This is a genomic window from Streptosporangium sp. NPDC002544 (genome assembly GCF_040295965.1).
In the GTDB taxonomy this organism is placed as follows: Bacteria; Actinomycetota; Actinomycetes; order Streptosporangiales; family Streptosporangiaceae; genus Streptosporangium.
Genome location: NZ_JBEOWJ010000026.1, coordinates 1 through 17,965, shown reverse-complemented (window position 1 = coordinate 17,965; position 17,965 = coordinate 1). Strand labels below are relative to the sequence as shown.

13 protein-coding genes are annotated in these 17,965 nt (G+C 71.1%); 6 read left to right on the top strand and 7 right to left on the bottom strand.

What is annotated here, in order from left to right:
* Positions 1-9: 9 nt before the first annotated feature.
* The 6 genes from ABT061_RS32535 to ABT061_RS32510 all read left to right on the top strand — a co-directional run bounded on the left by ABT061_RS32535 (position 10) and on the right by ABT061_RS32510 (position 8,074).
* A complete protein-coding gene (locus ABT061_RS32535) occupies positions 10-1,506 on the top strand; it encodes an amino acid adenylation domain-containing protein (protein WP_350925210.1) in 1,497 nt (498 codons plus the stop codon).
* Positions 1,503-2,843 carry a crotonyl-CoA carboxylase/reductase gene (ccrA, locus tag ABT061_RS32530; protein WP_350925208.1) on the top strand — a complete coding sequence of 447 codons (1,341 nt, stop codon included), beginning with the start codon at positions 1,503-1,505 and terminating at the stop codon, positions 2,841-2,843. Before ABT061_RS32535 ends, ccrA begins: the two co-directional genes overlap by 4 nt.
* 10 nt (positions 2,844-2,853) lie before the next feature.
* Positions 2,854-3,462, top strand: a complete 609-nt coding sequence (locus ABT061_RS32525) for an LOG family protein (RefSeq protein WP_350925206.1) — start codon at positions 2,854-2,856, stop codon at positions 3,460-3,462.
* Positions 3,463-3,482: 20 nt separating this feature from the next.
* The gene (locus ABT061_RS32520) at positions 3,483-6,542 is read left to right on the top strand and encodes a condensation domain-containing protein (protein WP_350925204.1); all 3,060 of its coding nucleotides are present in this window, start codon (positions 3,483-3,485) and stop codon (positions 6,540-6,542) included.
* 87 nt (positions 6,543-6,629) lie between these two features.
* On the top strand, positions 6,630-6,806 hold the full coding sequence (locus ABT061_RS32515) for an MbtH family protein (protein ID WP_350925202.1): 177 nt from the start codon (positions 6,630-6,632) through the stop codon (positions 6,804-6,806).
* Positions 6,803-8,074 carry a Zn-dependent hydrolase gene (locus ABT061_RS32510; protein WP_350925200.1) on the top strand — a complete coding sequence of 424 codons (1,272 nt, stop codon included), beginning with the start codon at positions 6,803-6,805 and terminating at the stop codon, positions 8,072-8,074. The genes ABT061_RS32515 and ABT061_RS32510 overlap by 4 nt, the downstream gene beginning before the upstream one ends.
* A 190-nt stretch (positions 8,075-8,264) precedes the next feature.
* On the opposite strand, the gene ABT061_RS32505 is transcribed toward ABT061_RS32510, so the two are convergent.
* From ABT061_RS32505 to ABT061_RS32475, 7 genes are all read right to left on the bottom strand, one after another.
* On the bottom strand, positions 8,265-11,438 hold the full coding sequence (locus tag ABT061_RS32505; protein ID WP_350925198.1) for an AfsR/SARP family transcriptional regulator: 3,174 nt from the start codon (positions 11,436-11,438) through the stop codon (positions 8,265-8,267).
* 427 nt (positions 11,439-11,865) lie between these two features.
* Positions 11,866-12,309, bottom strand: a complete 444-nt coding sequence (locus ABT061_RS32500; protein WP_350925196.1) for a hypothetical protein — start codon at positions 12,307-12,309, stop codon at positions 11,866-11,868.
* A gap of 261 nt (positions 12,310-12,570) precedes the next feature.
* Positions 12,571-13,335 carry an SDR family NAD(P)-dependent oxidoreductase gene (locus tag ABT061_RS32495; RefSeq protein WP_350925194.1) on the bottom strand — a complete coding sequence of 255 codons (765 nt, stop codon included), beginning with the start codon at positions 13,333-13,335 and terminating at the stop codon, positions 12,571-12,573.
* A 174-nt stretch (positions 13,336-13,509) separates the two neighbouring features.
* On the bottom strand, positions 13,510-14,088 hold the full coding sequence (locus tag ABT061_RS32490) for a TetR/AcrR family transcriptional regulator (RefSeq protein ID WP_350925192.1): 579 nt from the start codon (positions 14,086-14,088) through the stop codon (positions 13,510-13,512).
* Positions 14,089-14,178: 90 nt separating this feature from the next.
* Positions 14,179-15,213: a hypothetical protein gene (locus ABT061_RS32485; RefSeq protein WP_350925190.1), complete on the bottom strand. Its 1,035-nt coding sequence runs from the start codon at positions 15,211-15,213 to the stop codon at positions 14,179-14,181.
* 624 nt (positions 15,214-15,837) lie between these two features.
* A complete protein-coding gene (locus ABT061_RS32480) occupies positions 15,838-16,641 on the bottom strand; it encodes an SAM-dependent methyltransferase (RefSeq protein WP_350925188.1) in 804 nt (267 codons plus the stop codon).
* 508 nt (positions 16,642-17,149) lie between these two features.
* Complete coding sequence (locus tag ABT061_RS32475; protein WP_350925186.1) at positions 17,150-17,674, bottom strand: DUF4396 domain-containing protein; 525 nt, start codon at positions 17,672-17,674, stop codon at positions 17,150-17,152.
* Positions 17,675-17,965 lie beyond the last annotated feature (291 nt).

The following is a 17,965-nucleotide window of genomic DNA, read 5'->3' as shown; positions in this document are numbered from 1 at the left end:
TCCTGATCTGTGGACGAAGAATTCGGCTCCCTGGCCTCGGCCTTCTACGAGCACGTGCGGCGGCGGCCCGACGCGCTCGCCGTCACCGACGAACACCGATCCGTGAGCTACGCGGAACTGGCGGGCGCCGCCTCCGAGATCCGCCGCTCGCTCGACGAGCTGGGGCTGGTCCCCGGCGACCGGGTCGGCATCTTCATGCGGCGCTCCTGGCGGGTCGTCGCCGCCATCGTGGCGGTGATCGGCCACGGCTGCACCTACGTCCCCCTCGACCCCGACTACCCCGCCGAGCGGGTGCGGTTCATGGCCGGCGACAGCGAGCTGCGCGCGATCTGCGCCGACCCGGACGGGCCATGGCCGTTCGCCGGGGTGCCGAGGGTCGAGGTCACCGGGGCGACCGGAGACGTGCTGCCGCCCGTCGAGCGCTCCGGTGAGATCCCCACCCACATCATCTACACCTCCGGCTCGACCGGGACCCCCAAGGGCGTCGCCACCCCCGAGGGCGCGGTGCTGGAGCTGTTCCGCTCCGCCCGCGAGCGGTTCTCCTTCGGATCCGGCGACGTGTGGAGCTGGTTTCACAGCCACTGCTTCGACTTCTCGGTCTGGGAGATGTGGGGGGCGCTGCTGCACGGCGGGCGCGTGGTCGCCGTCCCGGTCGCCGCCGGGCGCGACCCGCGGCTGCTGCTGACGACACTGGACGCCGAGCGGGTGACCGTACTCTGCCAGGTGCCCAGCATGTTCAGGTATCTGGCCTGGGCCATGGAGCAGAGCCCCCGGCCGCTCGCGCTGCGCTACCTGATCTTCGGCGGCGAGGCCATCGACCGCGACACCATCCGCGCCTGGATGGACCTGACCGGCGGGCGCGAACAGATCGTCAACATCTACGGTCCCACCGAGACGACGGTCTTCTCCACCTGCACGGTCGTGGACCGCGCGATGGTGGAGGACACCTCGGGGCCCACGAACATCGGCCGGGCACTGCGCCACGTCCGCACCGCCGTCGTCGGCACGGACGGCCACGCGGTGCCCACCGGCGCCGAGGGCGAGCTGTGGGTGGGCGGCACCGCCCTGGCCACCGGCTACGTCGGCCGCCCGGCGCTCAACGCCGAGAAGTTCCCGGTGGCCGACCTGGGCGACGGCCGGCGGCGCTGGTACCGCACCGGCGACCTGGTACGGCAGCTGGAGTCGGGGTCCTTCGAGTATCTGGGCCGCATCGACTCCCAGGTCAAGATCCGCGGCTTCCGCGTCGAGCTGGGCGAGATCGAGGCCGTGCTGCGGCGCACGCCCGGCGTGAGCGACGCGGCCGTGATCGTGCGGACCCCGCCCGGCGGCGAGCCGCTGATCGTCGCCTACCTGGTCGGCACCCCGCTCTCCCCCCGCGAGCTGCGCTCCCTGTGCGGCGAGCGGCTGCCCGCGCACATGGTCCCCGCCCGGTTCCGCACCGTTCCCCTCCTCCCCCTGAACCCCAACGGCAAGCTCGACCGACTCGCCCTGGAGGCAGCGCGATGACCACCGCGATCCGAGACGCGATCCTGTCCGGAGAGAGCGACCCCGGCCACTTCGAAGCGCTGGCCGTACCGGAGTCCTACTGGGGCGTCACCGTGCACGCCGACGAGGTCGACATGTTCGCCGGGATGCGCAGCGAGGACAAGGACCCGCGCAAATCGCTGCACGTCGAGGAGGTCGCCACCCCCGAGGTCGGTCCCGGCGAGGCACTGCTGGCGGTGATGGCCAGCTCGGTCAACTACAACACCGTCTGGTCAGCGATCTTCGAACCGGTGCCCACCTTCGGGTTCCTGCGCCGCTACGGCCGCCGCAGCGAGCTGGCCCGCCGCCACGACCTCCCCTACCACGTGCTCGGCTCGGACGTCAGCGGCGTCGTACTGCGGGTGGGCCCCGGCGTCACCAAGTGGAAGCCCGGTGACCGCGTCGTCGCGCACTGCCTGTCGGTGGAACTGGAGGACCCCGAGGGGCACGACGACACCATGCTCGACCCGCAGCAGCGGATCTGGGGATTCGAGACCAACTTCGGCGGCCTGGCGGAGCTGACGCTGGTCAAGGCCAACCAGCTGATGCCGATGCCCGCCCACCTGACCTGGGAGGAGGCCGCCTGCTCCGGCCTGGTCAACTCCACCGCCTACCGGCAGCTGGTCTCACGCAACGGCGCGGCCATGAAGCAGGGCGACACCGTGCTGATCTGGGGCGCCTCCGGCGGGCTCGGCTCCTACGCCACCCAGTACGCGCTGAACGGCGGCGCCACCCCGATCTGCGTCGTCTCCTCCGCCGAGAAGGCGGAGCTGGCCAGGAAGGCGGGCGCCTCCCTGATCATCGACCGGTCCGCGGAGGGTTTCTCCTTCTGGCTCGACGAGCACACCCCCGACGTCGCCGAATGGCGGCGCTTCGGCAGCCGTATCCGCGAGCTGACCGGCGGCGACGACCCCGACATCGTGTTCGAGCACCCCGGCAGGGAGACCTTCGGCGCGAGCGTCTACGTCTGCCGGCGCGGCGGGACGGTCGTGACCTGCGCCTCCACCACCGGGTTCATGCACTCCTTCGACAACCGGTACCTGTGGATGAGCCTCAAGCGCGTCGTCGGCACGCACTTCGCCAACTACCACGAGGCCTGGCAGGCCAACCGGCTCGTCGCCCAGGGACGCGTCCACCCGACCCTGTCGCGCACCTACGCCCTGGAGCAGAGCGCCGAGGCCGTGCACGACGTCCGCCGCAACACCCACCAGGGCAAGATCGGCGTGCTCTGCCTCGCCCCCGCCGAGGGTCTCGGCGTGCGCGACCACGAACTCCGCGAACGGCACCTGCCGGCGATCACGCGCTACCGGTCCTCCTAGGGAGACAGCGATGACCTCGACGATCCTCCAACCCGGCGCGGGTGTGCGCGGGGGCGGCAAACCACTGGAGATCTGCGTCTTCTGCGGCGCGGGACGGAGCAACTCACAGATCATCGTCGACATGGCCAGGGCGACCGGCAGGCTCATCGGGCAGCGGGGCCACCGCCTGATCTACGGCGGTGGCGGCTCCGGCCTGATGGGCGAGGTGGCGTGGGCCGCCTCGGAGACCGGCGCGACCATCCGGGGGATCATCCCCCGGTTCCTGTACGAGCGGGAGCGGGCGATCGCCGCGCCGGCGCAGGAGACGCACCTGACCGACAGCCTGCACCGGCGCAAGGAGCACATGCTGCGCGGCGCGGACGCCTTCATCGCGCTGCCCGGAGGCTACGGGACGCTGGACGAGATCCTTGAGGTGATCTCCGCCACCTACCTGGGCATGTCCGAGAAACCACTGGTCATCGTGAACGCCGAGGGCGTCTGGGACGGCTTCATCAGCCTGGTCGAGACCCTGCGGCGGTTCGAGCTGATCTCCCTGGCCGGGCAGTCGATGTTCCACTCCGTCGCCTCCCCGGAGGAGGCCGTCTCCCTCGTCGAGCGGCTGACCGTCCCGGCGACCTGACCCCCCACTGGAGGACTTCGATGGAGACCCGAGCGCCGCTGTCCCAGGCGGACAAGCGCGCCCTGCTCGCCAAGCTGATGAAATCGGGCGCCGCGCCCTTTCCGCTCTCCTACGGCCAGCAGTCCCTGTGGTTCATGGACCGGATGCGCGGGGAGGCCGGCGTCGCCTACAACATGCCGTTCGCCTGGACGGTGCACGGCGAGGCCAACCCGGAGGCGCTGCGCGGCGCGTTCGCCTGGCTGGTAGCGCGGCACCCGATCTTCCGCACCACGTACGGGCACGTCAAGGGCACGCCGGTGCAGCGGGTCGCCCCGCAGGGGGAGCTGGACTTCCGCGTCGTCGCCCTCGCGCCCGAGGAGGACCTCGCGGCCCTGCTCGGCGCCGAGGCGGCCCGCCCGTTCGACCTGGAGCGCGGCCCGGTGCTGCGGGTCGTGCTGGTACGGCGCCCGGCGGCGGCACCCGTGCTGCTCTGGGTCACCCATCACATCGCGATCGACGGCTGGTCGCTGTTCACGCTGCTGGAGGAGCTGGGGCAGGCGTACACGGCGCTGCGCGGCGGCTCCGAGCCCGCCTGCGCGCCACCCGCCGCGACCTACGCCGACTTCGTGGCCTGGCAGGCGACGATGCTGGCCCGGCCGGAGGGGGCCAGGATGGCGGCCTACTGGACGCGTCTGCTGGCCGACCCGCCGCCGGTGCTCGCACTGCCCGCCGACCGGCCGCGCCCTGCCGACCAGACCTTCCGGGGCGCCTCGCACGCCTTCCGGCTGGGTGCCGAACGGTCGGCGGCGGTCGGGGAGCTGGCCGCGGGCGGCGAGGCCACCCTGTACACGACGCTGCTGGCCGCCTTCCAGGTGCTGCTGGGCCGGGCCTCCGGCCAGCGGGACTTCCTGCTCGGCACCTGGACCTCCGGGCGCAGCCGCCCGGAGTTCTCCGACGTCGCCGGCTACTTCGTCAACCCGGTCGTACTCCGCGCCGACCTGTCGGGGAACCCCGGGTTCTCGCAGCTGCTCGACCGCACCCGGCGGGCGGTGCTCGGCGCCCTGGACAACCAGGACTACCCGTTCCCGCTGCTGGTGGAACGGCTGGGCGCGCACCGCGACCCCAGCCGCTCCCCGCTGTTCGACGTGGCGTTCACGCTGCGCGCCTCGCACCGGGGGGAGATCGTCCGGACCGAGTCCCCCGAGGCGGCGTCGCCGCTGGGCGCCTCCTCGGCGGGCGAGCGGGGCATGCTGCTGCGGTTGGGCGAGCTGACCCTGTCGACGTACCCCCTCGACCAGCGGACCGTCCGCTTCGACGTGGAGCTGGAGCTGGTCGCCGCGGACGGCGAGATCTCCGGCCTGCTGCGCTACAACACCGACCTGTTCGACGCGGACACGATCGCCTGGCTCGCCCAGGGCTACCTGCGGGTACTGGACTTCGCGGCCGGCGACCCCGGCCGTCCGGTGACGGCCTTCGCCTGGGAGCCCCGTCCCGGTACCGGGGCAGGGAGCGGGGACCCGGCCGCCGCGGCGGTGAGTCCCCCGGCGGTCCCACACGGCCCGGCCCCGCGCGCGGACGCCCCGGCCGAGTTGCTGGATGTCGTCACCGCTGTCTGGAGTGAGGTGCTCGATCTGGAACCCTGCGAGATCGGCCCGGACGACGACTTCTTCGGCCTGGGCGGCCACTCGCTGGCCGCGGTCCAGGTGGCGATGCGGATCCAGGACCGGCTGGGCGTGCAGGTGTCGATCTCCGACGTCTTCCACCACCTGACCGCCGCCCAGCTGGCCGCCTGGCTGGCCGGTCCCGCCGGGACCGGGCCCCGCCCGCTGCCCAGGACGCCCGGCGCCGGCTACCCGCTCTCCTACGCCCAGGAGAGCCTGTGGGTGCTGAACCACCTGGCCCCGGCGAGCCTCGCCTACAACGCGCCGCACGCGTTCCGGCTCCGTGGCCCCCTGGACGTCGGGGCGCTGGAGTGGGCGATCGGGCGGGTGGTCGCCCGGCACGAGTCACTGCGCACCACGTTCACGATGACCAGGCAGGGACCGGTACAGCGGGTGGCGGACCCGGCGCCGGTGCCACTGCCGGTGGTGGAGACGGCCAACGCCGCCGGGCTCATCCTCCAGGAGTACCGCAGGCCGTTCGACCTCGCCGGCGGCCCGCTGTTGCGGCCCGTCCTGTACCGGGTCTCCCCCACCGAGCACGTGCTGCTCGTCCTGGCGCACCACATCGTCTTCGACGGCTGGTCGACCGCGATCTTCTGGCGGGAGCTGTGCGCCCTCTACCGCAACCGGGTCGAGGGCTCGGCCGAACCGGCGCCGCCCGGCACCCATTACGTCGACTTCGCCGTCTGGGAACGCGAGTCGCTGACCGGTGAGCGGCTGTCCGGCCTGGTGGACTACTGGCGAAGGCAACTGGCGGGCGCACCGCGCACCGCGCTCCGCACCGACCTGCCCCGCCCCAGACGGCCGCTGTTCCAGGGCGCCCAGCACTCCTTCGAACTGCCCGTCGACGTACGCGGGCTGTGCCGCGCCACCGACACCACACCGCACATGGTCTACCTGGCCGCCTTCAAGGTCTGGCTGGCCCGCCGCACCGGCGTCTGGGACGTGACGGTCGGCTCGGTGGTGTCCGGCCGCTCCAGGAGCGAGGTCGCCGACCTGATCGGGCACTTCGTCAACACGGTGGCGGTCCGCACCCCGCTGGCCGAGGCGCGCACCTTCACCGAGGTCGTCGGCCGGGTCCGGCAGAGCCTGCTGGGCGCCTACGAGCACCAGGAACTACCGCTGTCGAAGCTGACCGCGGAGCTGGGCAGGGACCGCAGGACCCCGTTCGACGTGCTGTTCACCCTGCACGACCGGCGCCTGCTGGAGTCGGCCGACGACCGGCTGCCCGGGGTGACGGCCGACCGGCTGGTCATGCCGCTGGGCACCTCGCAGTTCGACCTGGCCCTGGAGGTCACCGACCTGGGCGGCCACGCGCGAGCGGTCCTGGAGTACGACACGGCACTGTTCCTTCCGGAGACGGTCGCCGCGATGGCCGGCGAGCTGGAGCGGTCGATCACCGCCCTGGTGTCCGGCCCCGGCCTTCCCCTTGCGAGATGACACCGCGTACCGCGCGGGCGGCGCGCTCCTCCCGGACGAGCGCCGTGCGGGACGACTCGACCACGATCGGTGACCTGGAGGTCTGACGTGAGCACCTACGTAGTGGTGGTCAACCACGAGGAGCAGTACTCCATCTGGCCGCACGACCGGGCCCTGCCCGCCGGGTGGAGCGCCACCGGAACCCTCGGCGGCCGGGACGACTGCCTGGCGCACATCGAGCGGGTCTGGACGGACATGCGCCCCAAATCCCTGCGTACGCCATGACCGTCCTGCAGGGGACCCGGCCCCGTGTCAACGCCGGGCGTCTGGTGGAGCAGGTGGCCGGGCTCGGCGCCATCGGCGCGGTGCCCGGCGGCGGGGTGACACGGCTGGCGTTCACCCCCGCGGATGTGGAGGGCCGCGCCTACGTCGCGCGGCTCATGGAGGAGGCCGCGCTGGCCGTACGGATCGACGCGGCCGGCAACCTGATCGGCCGCCGCCCCGGCGCCGCGCCGGGGGCGCCCGCGCTGGTCCTGGGCTCGCACATCGACACGGTGCCGGACGGCGGCGCCTACGACGGGGCCTACGGGGTGCTGGCCGGCATCGAGGTGGCCAGGACCCTGCACGAGGAGGGCGTGCGGCTGAACCACCCGCTCGCGGTGGTGGCCTTCTGCGACGAGGAGGGCGCCCACGGGACGATGGGCATGCTGGGCTCGCACGGCTTCGCCGGGGTGTTGCCGCCCGGCGCGGCGCGCGCCCTGGACGATCGCGGCATCCCGGTCGCCGACCTGCTGGCCGCGGTCGGGGGCGATGCCGAGCGGCTGGCCGAGGCGGCCTGGTCACCCCGCGACATCGCCGCCTACCTGGAACTGCACATCGAGCAGGGAGCGGTGCTGGAACGCCTGGACGTACCGATCGGGGTGGTGGAGACGATCACCGGGCGGGTGAACGTCTCGGTCACGGTCGACGGCGTGGCCGGGCACGCGGGCACCACGCCCATGGAGCACCGGGCGGACGCGCTGGACGGCGCCGCCCGGCTGGTACTGGCCGTGCGGGCCATCGCCGCCGACGAGCGGCTGGTGCTGCGCGCCACCACCGGGACATGCGCCGTCGAGCCCGGCATGTGGAACGTCGTCCCCGGCAGGGTCCGGCTGGGGGTGGAGTTCCGCGACACCTCGGCCGGGGCGCTGGACACGGCACTGGCGCGGCTGGCCGAGGTCGCCGCCGAAGTGGCCGGTGCGACCGGCACCCGCGTCACGGTCGTCCCCGGTGCGCGCACCTCTCCGGTCGACTGTGACGCGGGCCTGCGGGAGCTCATCGCCCGCGCCTCGGCCGAGCAGGGCCTGCCCTACCACCGCCTGCCCAGCGGCGCCGGCCACGACGCCCAGATCGTGGCGCGGATCGCGCCCGTCGGGATGATATTCGTGCCGAGCAGAGACGGGGTGAGCCACGCCCCCGGGGAGTACACCGCCCCCGAGCACCTGGCGTGGGGAGCGGACGTGCTGCTCACAGCGGTGCTGATGCGTGACGCGACCCCGGATATCAAGCGGTAGCCGATGTGATATCGACTCGATCGCGCCCCATTCTACGTTTGTCGCAGAACGGAAGAAGGAAAGAAAACACCACGGATGAATGAGGTTGAAAATGTCTCGGTGGATTACCTGGGTCGCGAAGGTCACCGCCACTGCCGCGCTCTTCACCCTGCCTGTGGCCGTCGTTCAGGGTACGATCACCGCAGCCTCGTCAGTCGCTCACATCACCGGCGACAGCACATGGACCTGATGATTCAGCGGAAATTCCCGATAAAGTAGCCAGTCGCGCCCTGATTCGCCGGTAATCCTCGGAATCGGTATCGGTGCAACAATCCAGGGCGCGATTCAGCGCATCGGAGGCGGCGGCCTCGTCCCCTTTGAGGATGAACACCTCCCCCAGCGCGGACAGTGCCCTGAACTGCCACAGCCGGGTATCCAGCTCGGTGGATATCTCGAAGGTCTCGAGCAGATAGGCCACCGCCTCGTCGAACCGGCCGCGCCGGGCGTGCAACTGGCCGAAGGCCAGGTGGATCCGCGCCTCCACGAAACGCTCGCGCACCCCCTGGGCGATGGCCAGCGCCTCGTCGAGACTCTCCACGGCGGCCTCCAGCCGGTTCTGGCGGACCTGTATCTCCCCCAGCCCGCACAGGATGTACGCCTGCCCGATGTCGTCCTGCCGCTCCCTGACCAGGGCGAGCGCGGCCCGGGAGGTCACCTCCGCCTCCCCCAGCCGGTCCTGGCGCAGCAGTGTCTCCCCCAGCCTGTTGAGTATCTGCGCCTGACCCCGCTCACTGCCCAGCTGCCGGAAGACCTCCAGGGCCTGTCTCAACAGGGGTTCGGCGAGTTCCACCCTCCCCTGGTCGACGTGGACCTGGGCGATGCCGCCGAGCACGTGGGCCTCGGCGAAGCGGTCCCCGACCGCGGCGAAGATCCTCTTCGCGGTGAGGAACCCGTCGAGCGCCGTGTCGAAGCGGCCCGCGAGCCGGTCCAGCAGTGAGATGTTGCGCAGCGCCAGCGCCATCCCGTACGAGTCCTCAAGCCGCTCGAACAGCTCGCGCGCCGCCCACAGGCATTCGCCCGCCCGCTCCGGCACCTGCTGGAAGAGATACATGCTTCCCGTCGAGCAGAGAACGGCCGCCTCACCGCGCAGATCACCGGCCCGGCGAGCGGCGGTGAGGGCCGTCTCATGGGTGGTACGCCAGTCGTCGAAGTGGCTCCGGGCCTCGAACAGGGTGGTGGCGGTGACGGCGAGGTCCCAGCACAGCTCGGACGCGCCGAGGTGGGCGGCCTGGGAGACGGCGGCGACCAGAGCACCGCGTTCGGCGTCCAGCCAGTCGAGTGGCCGCTCCAGGAGCTCGTCCGCGTCGGCCGGCCGCCACCGGGGCACCGCGCCGTGCAGCTGGGTGAAGGCCCCGCCGTACTCCCGCTGGTGTGCCTCCTCGGCCAGCACGAGCCAGCAGCTCAGGGCGCGGGTGACGGCGGCGAGCCGATCCTCGGGCGGTTCCTCCTCATCGGCCCGCTCCCTGGCGTACAGCCGGACCAGGTCGTGGAAGCGGTAGCGGATCTGGTCGGCGCCGTCGGGGCCGAGCACCTCGACGAGCTGGGCGTCCACCAGCTGGTCGATCAGGTCCTCGGCGTCGAGGCCGTCGATGTCGAGCAACGCCGCACCCGCCCAGGAGGCGAAGTCGGGCGCCTCGAGCAGCCCCAGCCTGCGGAACATCAGCGCCGCCTCGGGGCTCAGGTCGCGGTAGCTGAGGGCGAAGCTGGCCCGTACGGTCAGCTGGCCGTAACTCAGCTCGTCCAACCGGCGCCGCTCGTCGGCGAGACGCTTGGCCAGGCGGGCCGGGGTCCAGTACGAGCGGGCGGTGAGGCGGGCGCCCACGATCCGCAGCGCCAGTGGCAGCCCGTCACACAGCTCGCCGAGCAGCGCGGCGGCCTTGGGGTCCTCGTCCATGACCACGGAGTCGGCGACCCCGGCGAGCAGCGCGGCGGAGTCCGCCGCGCCCAGCACCTCCAGATGGATCACGCTGGCGCCCTCCCTGGCGGCCAGGTCGCCCAGCGGGTCCCTGCTGGTCACGATCACACAGCAGGTGCCGGAGCCGGGCAGCAGCGGCCTGACCTGGTCGATGAACCGGGCGTTGTCCAGCAGCAGCAGCACCTGACGCCTGCCGATGACGGTGCGCAGCAGGCCGGCGCGCTCGTCCAGGTCCTCGGGGATGCGCTCGCCGGCGATGCCGAAGGCCCGCAGGAAGCGGTCCATGACCGCGCCGGGGGTCAACGGCTGGGCGTTGAGGTCGTAGCCGCGCAGGTTCACGAAGAGCTGGCCGTCGGGGAAGCGGGAGGCGACCCGGTGCGCCCAGTGCACGGCGAGCCCCGACTTGCCGACCCCGCCCACCCCGGTGATGAGCGCGATGGTGAGCAACCCCTGGCCGATCCGTTTGTCCAGCAGGGCGTCCAACTCGGCGATCTCGGTGGTCCTGCCGACGAAGCAGGGCGCGTCCGCGGGCAGCTGCGCGGGCACCACCCCGTGCTCGACCGGGGCCACCACGACGGGCTCCGCGGGCACGGGCTCCGGTCCGGTGGCGGCCTCGGAGACAGGCACGCTCACCCTGACGGGTGCCGGGGTCAGCTCGGGGGCGTCGCGCAGGATGGCGTCGTGCAGGGCCTGCAGCTCGGTGCCCGGCTCGATGCCGAGCTCCTCGACGAGTTGCATCCGCCCGATCCGGTAGGTGTCGAGCGCCTCCGCCCGGCGCCCGCACCGGTATCTGGCCAGCATCAGCTGGGCGCGCAGCCGCTCGCGCAGGGGGTTGGCGTCGACGAAGACGGCGAGGTCGTCGATCAGCTCCCGGTGCCGGCCGAGGGCGAGCTCCAGCTGGACGCGCTCCTCGGTCAGCGTCAGCTGGCGATCGTCCAGCCGTCGTGCCTCGGACTCGACGAACGCGCTCTCGATGCCGGCCAGAACCGGACCGCGCCACAGACCGCACGCCTCGGCGAACAGCCGGGCGGCGCCGGAGAGGTCGCCGGCGTTCTCCGCGGCCCTCGCCTTGGCGGCGAGGCGCTCGGCGAGCAGGACGTCGACCTGGGAGGGGTCGGCCTGCAGGATGTACCCGGGCGAGGAGGTACCGAGCAGGTTCGCCGGGGCGCCCGCCTCCAGGAAGGCCCGGCGGAGCCCGGAGACGCAGATGACCACCTGGCTGCGGGCGGTGGGCGGCGGGTGCTCGCCCCATATCGCCCCGGCGAGCAGGTCGACGGGGGCGACCCGCCCCGCGCGCAGGATGAGCGTGGCGAGAATAATGCGCTGGCGTGACCCTCCGATCGAGACCCGTCGCTCACCTACCAGGACTTCAAGTGGACCGAGAACGCGAAACGACAGAGCAGTGTCCATGCGCCACCATCAGGGAGTGTCCGACTGCCCCTTGCGTAGGGTGAATTACTTATTCACGAAAAACACCATTTCAGCAGTATTTATCATGAGATGTCCAGCCTTATTTTGCGGGCGCAGCCGAACACGGCGCCACTTGCGGGATTGTTGGAGATTACAGCGACCGGACATCCGTATTCACGCCGAACGACGCAACCGGAACCACGAGGGACACTGGAAGAACACGGAGAGGCACGACAGACCCGGGCGATACCGGCGCCTCCTCAGAACTCCGCCCTCCGGTGCGAAGTGGTCACGTGGCAGGGCGATCCGTCCCTGAGCAGAAGTTCGGTAGCAGCCTGTGTCGCCCCCCGCCGGAGTCCCCGGCCACCACTGACCGTCCACCCTGGTCGCGGCTTGGGAGACTCCGGCCCGTGTCATCCGATCAGGTTCAGGCGGAGCCGGCCTGGAGGCACTTCTTGAGCGCGTCCCTGGAGCTCTGGTGCAGTGGCGTGACCTTCGAAAGCGCCGCGTCGCGCGCCTGCAGATACTTGGCCCCGGCGGCGTTGTACGCCTCCATTGCCTTCGCGGTGGCGGGATCCGCCTCCGGCGCGCCTGCCCCGAGCGGTTTCGGAGGCGTCTGCCGAGAGAGCTTGCCCACGTCCGCGGCGGTGCCGGCCTTCACCAAGGCGTCATGGGCGGCCTTGACCTCCGGGACGGCCTCGACGCCTGCGATGGCGTCCTCGGCGTCCAGCAGCGCGAGGTGCTCCTGGGCACACGCGGACGGGGCGGGGACGACCGCGATGTCGGTGGCGGCGGTGGCGACGCCGGCGGTGGCCAGGGTGGCGAGAAGGCCGACGGCGACGAGCCCCGTCGCGGCGATGCGGATGTGCATGGGTACTCCCGTTGGTGCTGAGGGTTGATCTGCACGTGACCTCATGCGCCGCGATGACCATGAGTAATCGCCGGGATACCCCAAGTTCACACCAAGGATCGTGAGCACCGCGCACTCCCACGGTCCCAGCTGGGACATCGGCCGCAATCCGCCACCCCGCTCACCCAGATCACGAACCGGACCGCCACCGGCGACATGATGGGACGGTCTCCCCCTGCCGGCCCGCGTCCGACAGGGAGAGAGCACGCGCGCGTGACCCGGTCAGGCGGTGGCCCCGCCATCGACGACGAGGTCGTGGCCGACGGCGAAACCCGCCTCGTCACAGGCCAGCCAGAGCACGGCGGCGGCGACCTCGTCGAGCGTGCCGACCCGTCCGAGGGGGATCGACGGCGTGATCCGGGCGTCGCGCCGCTCGCGGGTCTCACCGGGCAGGTAGGACATCGGCCCGTCGGAGGCACCGGGGCTGACGGCGTTGATACGGATGCCGTCGCCGATGTGGTCGCGAGCGGCGGCACGGGTCAGGGTGCTCACACCGGCCTTGGAGGTGGCATAGGAGCCCAGCCAGGGGAGCCGGCCGTGCGCACCGATGTTGGAGGCGGTGTTGACGATCGCGCCGCCGCCGTGGGCGCGCATGTGCTGGATCTCGTACTTCATCGAGAGGAAGACGCCGGTCAGATTGACGTCCAGGACCCGCCGCCAGGTCTCGGTGTCGAGGTCGGCGACCGGGGCGGCCCGGCCGAAGATCCCGGCGTTGTTGTGGGCGATGTGGAGGCCGCCGTGGCGCTCCACGGTGGTCGCGACCATACGGGTGACATCATCTTCCACGGTGACGTCGGCGGTGACGAAACTCGCACGCCCGCCCTCCTGCTCGATCAGCTTGACGGTCCGGGCGAGCTCTTCGGCACTACGCCCGGCCACTACGACGGTGGCACCGTCGCGGGCGAAGGCCCGCGCGGTGGCGTGGCCTATGCCGGTGCCGCCACCGGTGACGAGGGCGACCTTGCCGTGGAATCGGCTCCTGCTCATCTGACGCGTTCTCCTCGGGTATTCGGAGGTATCGATGGTGCCAAGCCGCGCGAAGGCCGGACCGGTACGCGTTGCGGAGCCGATCGGAAGGGCAGGCATGGCACCTCATTATTTGACCAATCGTTCTATTATTTGAGCAGCGAAAACCGAACTCGTCGGCAAGCGGGCCTCGGATCAGGCGAGAACGGACAGGGCCTGCTCCGCGGTGTCACGCAACCGGGCAGGGTCCCTCGAACCCTTGCCGATGACACGCATGCCCTGCATCAGGGTCAGCAGGAAGCGGGCCAGCGCCCGCGGGTTCTTCTCCGCCGCCAGCTCGCCCTGGGCGCGGGCCCTGGCCAGCGCCGAGGTCAGGGTCGCCTCGACGAAGTCCCAGCTCGCCTCGACCCGCCGGGCCAGCGTCTGGTCGTGCGGCGCCAGCTCCACGGCGGTGTTCACCACCAGACAGCCACGGCGAAGCTCGTCCTGTGCGGCCTCCTCCGCATAGCGTTCGACCAGCGCCCGCACGGCGGGAAGCACGGGGCCGGGCTGGGAGAGCAGGTCGACGAAGTCGACGCCGTTCTCCAGGTAGCGGTCGTACGCCTTCAGGTAAAGCTCTCGCTTGCCACCGAACGTCGCATAGAGGCTCGCCCTGCCGATCCCCAGATGCTCGACCAGGTCGGTCATCGAGGTCGCCTCATAGCCCTTTTCCCAGAAGAGCTCCATGGCCCGCTGCAACACCGCGTCCGGATCGAACTCCTTGGTTCTCGCCATGACCGAGAACGTACCCTTTATTAGAACGATCAGTCAATTTCTTGTGCCACGACGGGGGCACCGTCGCGCCCTCCCGGCCTTCGAGCCCGATCAGGGCAGGCCGTTCCTGCTCTTGTAGTCGTTCCAGACCCGTACGCAGTAGGCGTAGCGCCAGTCGCCGGAGGGCAGGTGGCGGCAGGCGTAGGCGGCGCTGATGCCGGCGGCGCTCCCGCCCCCGGCGGCCGGATCAGCCGGCCTGCTCCTGGACGCCGAGGGCGAAGGCGACCTGGCGTCCGGGGCACCCGTCCTGGCCGTGCGGGGCTGTGACCGGGCCTTCCGTACCCCGGAGCGCGACCGCCCCGATGCGGCGCTTCCGGCATTCCCCCGGGCACCGGCGGAGCCTCCTGTGGCATTGCCCGCTCCCCGGCCGGTGCTTCCGGTCACCGGCGCGGCGTTTCCAGCCTCTCCCGATCTGGTGCCGGTCCGCGCGGAGCCTCGCCCCTCCCCGCTCTCGCGGTGCCGCTCCACCCGCTTGACCCATTCGTTGCCGGACCTTCCGGCAGGACCGGAAAGGGCCCGCTCCGCCGGCATGACCCGCACCGGGTCTCGGCGCGGCGCCTTCCTCCGCCCGGCCGCCCTCCCCTTGCCCGCCGAGGTCTTCCGCTCCCCCGTGGAGGCCCGCGCCCCGGCCCCCGCCCCGGCCGCCGCCGGGGCTCGGGGTGGCGTGAACACCATGTCGTGATCCGCGAGGAGGCGCTCCGCGGGAGGCGCGGGCACCGTGCTCGCGGTGGGCGTCCCGGCCCACGGGGACCAGCCGGACGACCAGACGCCGACCCCCGCGGCGACGAGGAATCCGGCGACCAGCGCCGGTCCCAGGAGCTGGTCGCGCGAGAGCCTCGTCCACGGCCGCCGCCAGGGGCTGGGCGGCGGGGGCATGGAGAACGGCCTGCTGTCGAGGTATGTCCAGGAGCGGCCGACCGGCGATCGGGCGGTGTCGTCACCCGACTCCTCGTCCTTCCGGTGCCGCGCGGTCCCGTGGGGTGCCGGCGCTTCCTCCTGCCACTGCCCATCGGGCTCGGGGAGTGTCGCGGGTCCGGCCGAGCGGGGAGGATCCGGTGGCCGGAGCCACGAGTCGCTGTACGGCATGCGCCCTCGCGGTCTGGCGTTGAGGCCGTGGCCGTGAGTCCGATCACGCTCACCGTACATCTCGCCTCCCGTATCGCGTCCGACCTCCCCCAGCCTGGCAAAAATCACACACTGTATGCGGCCCATGACAGTACGGTCTTACCGATCTGTTATCAGCAGCAGGCCGCAAAGATAAAGAAATACGCTGAAAGACCGGCCTCGCCGGTAAAGACGAGAACCGCCCACGCTCCGGCAGGACCCGGATTCAGCGGCCGGAAGCCCGTACTCGGGCGATCAAGGTTCCAGGTGACGCGGCGCCGGCGCCCTCGGCCCAGGGAATTCGGTGGCGTGACGAACACCGCCGGGGCATCGAAGTCCACGATTCCACGGTCAGCCGGGGAACTATGAGAATTCCGGCCGGCAGGAGGCAGGAAGTCCCGCGCCGGACCCCCGGCGTGCCGCGCGACGGGAGGCTCGGGACTCGCGGGGGCGGCGGGACGAGCGGCGAAGGTGCGCAGGAACGTGCGCACACCGTCGCGGACCGCGTCGGCGAGGTCGTCACCGTTTCCTGCGACGGCCCCCGCCCTTTACAATGTAGATTTATAATCATCGCCGGCGCGGAGGTCGACCGGGGCACCCGCGGGACTATCGCTTGTAGGCGATCCCGCCGTACATGAGCCGCTGGCCCACGGTCAGTTCCGCCGGGACCGGCCCGTCGGGCCGCCACAGGGGCAGCGCGACGACGCCCGGTTCGAGCAGCTCGAATCCGTCGAAGAACGCGGTGATCTCCTCCGGCGTCCGGAACCGGCCGGTGCCGAGCAGCGCGAGGAACTTCTGCTCGGCGTCACGGGAGTCCTGACTGGAGGCGCAGAAGTGGGTGATGAAGAGGTAGCTGCCCGATGGGACCGCCGCCATGTAGGCCTCGACGATTCCCCGGGGATCGTCGTCGTCATGCAGGTGGTGCAGGACCCCGACCAGCATCACGCCCACCGGCCGGTCGCGGTCGATGAGCCGCTTGACCGCAGGGTCGGCGAGGATCGCCTCGGTGTCGCGCAGGTCGGAGGTGACCACCGCGGTACGGTCGTTCTCCGCCAGCAGCGCCCGCCCGTGGGCCAGCACCATCGGGTCGTTGTCGACGTAGACGACCCGCGCCTCGGGATTCGCGCCCTGGGCGACCTGGTGGGTGTTCTCCACCGTCGGCAGCCCCGAGCCGAGGTCGATGAACTGGGTGACGCCCTGCTCCGCCAGGAACCGCACCCCCCGGCCGAGGATCTGACGGTTGTAGGTCGCCACGTCGTAGATCTCGGGGACGATCTTCACGATCTCCGCGACGAAGGCCCTGTCGACCTCGAAGTTGTCCTTGCCGTTGAGGACGACGTCGTAGGCCCTGGCGATGCTGGGCCTGGTCGTGTCGATACCGGCGTCCCGCTCATCCCGCTTGTCGGCCACTTGGGGTCCTTCCTCGCGATCTCCGGACGATGCGAGTGATCATAAGACCAGAAGCCCCACCAAAGCGGCTTTTCCCATGACCAGAGCTACGTATCCGGACATCCCCAATGCGAGCGGCCGAGCCCACCGAAATTTGCCATGAGAGCCTGGGGCTGACATATGGAAGACGGTGGTGCGTCGTAGGCTGCTGGTCGTGATCAGGGCTGCGGTGTTCGACGTCGGCGAGTGTCTGGTGGACGAGACGCGTGAGTACGGTACGTGGGCTGACTGGCCGAGTGTTCCCCGGCACACTGAATCGCCCCGGTTTCCGTGGAGACTGATGTATCCCGGATGATGTCGCTTCGCTGTACTTACCGACGGTGAGCGACTATGGCGCTCACGCCGAGCACAGCTAGCCCTCCTGATGGGTCAACCGCTCACGCTCCCATGCGCGGTCACCGGACGAATCTTTCTCCGGACGTCCGCGGCCGGGGGCGGCGGCGCGGCCTCCCGGGGGTCGCGCGACTTGTCAGTGGTGGTAGGCGTGGACGACGGCGTGCCCCTTGCCCCGGCCGATGATCCATTTGTTGATGGGTGTGGTGACCAGGAAGGCCACCAGGAGGGCGAAGGCGAGGGCGCCCCAGAACAGGCCGGAGGTCAGTCCGGCGTCCATGGCGCCGGGAACCGCGACCATGACGGCGTTGTCGACGATCTCCATGACGATGATGGACAGGGTGTCGGCCGCCAGCGCCAGCCGCAGGGCCTTGCGCCAGTCGAGGCCGGCCCTGCGCAACCCGACCAGGGTGAGTGCGTAGCCGAAGAAAAAGGCCAGCACGACGGCCAGGACGACGGTGGGCACGGTGGACCAGCCCAGAGCGGTGCCGATCACCATGCCGAGCACCTCGCCGATGGCGCATCCGGTGAGGCAGTGCAGGGTCGCCGACGCGGCCACCCGCCATGTGACCTTCTGGGGGTGGTCGGCGTGCATGTGGTGATCATGCCCATGGTGCTCCTCGTGTCCGGTGCGATCCATGGGCTGCATCGATTCCGCCATCACACTCTCCCGATTTGCGCATCTTCTCCGTAACTCCGGTCACCATATACGGGTGGGGGGTATACGGACAACACCTTTTCCGCCAGGAGGCTCCGGGCATCGGGCCCGCCCGGATCGCGAACCCGGCGATTCGCGGACCGGAGGCGGAGGTGACGCATCGCCAGGCGTCTACGACGGCCGGTAGCATTGAATGATTCGCTGGTAGATGGGAGTCGCACCTGATGCGTGGTCTGGGAGACCTGGAGTCCACGATCATGGAGCGCCTGTGGTCGTATCACCGGCCGGCGTCGG

Excerpts from the sequence above, each read along its gene's own strand:
- ccrA (WP_350925208.1), top strand. The coding sequence starts at position 1,503 with ATGACCACCGCGATCCGAGACGCGATCCTGTCCGGAGAGAGCGACCCC.
- ABT061_RS32525 (WP_350925206.1), top strand. The coding sequence starts at position 2,854 with ATGACCTCGACGATCCTCCAACCCGGCGCGGGTGTGCGCGGGGGCGGC.
- ABT061_RS32520 (WP_350925204.1), top strand. The coding sequence starts at position 3,483 with ATGGAGACCCGAGCGCCGCTGTCCCAGGCGGACAAGCGCGCCCTGCTC.
- ABT061_RS32510 (WP_350925200.1), top strand. The coding sequence starts at position 6,803 with ATGACCGTCCTGCAGGGGACCCGGCCCCGTGTCAACGCCGGGCGTCTG.
- ABT061_RS32505 (WP_350925198.1), bottom strand. The coding sequence starts at position 11,438 with ATGGACACTGCTCTGTCGTTTCGCGTTCTCGGTCCACTTGAAGTCCTG.
- ABT061_RS32500 (WP_350925196.1), bottom strand. The coding sequence starts at position 12,309 with ATGCACATCCGCATCGCCGCGACGGGGCTCGTCGCCGTCGGCCTTCTC.
- ABT061_RS32495 (WP_350925194.1), bottom strand. The coding sequence starts at position 13,335 with ATGAGCAGGAGCCGATTCCACGGCAAGGTCGCCCTCGTCACCGGTGGC.
- ABT061_RS32490 (WP_350925192.1), bottom strand. The coding sequence starts at position 14,088 with ATGGCGAGAACCAAGGAGTTCGATCCGGACGCGGTGTTGCAGCGGGCC.
- ABT061_RS32485 (WP_350925190.1), bottom strand. The coding sequence starts at position 15,213 with ATGCCGTACAGCGACTCGTGGCTCCGGCCACCGGATCCTCCCCGCTCG.
- ABT061_RS32475 (WP_350925186.1), bottom strand. The coding sequence starts at position 17,674 with ATGGCGGAATCGATGCAGCCCATGGATCGCACCGGACACGAGGAGCAC.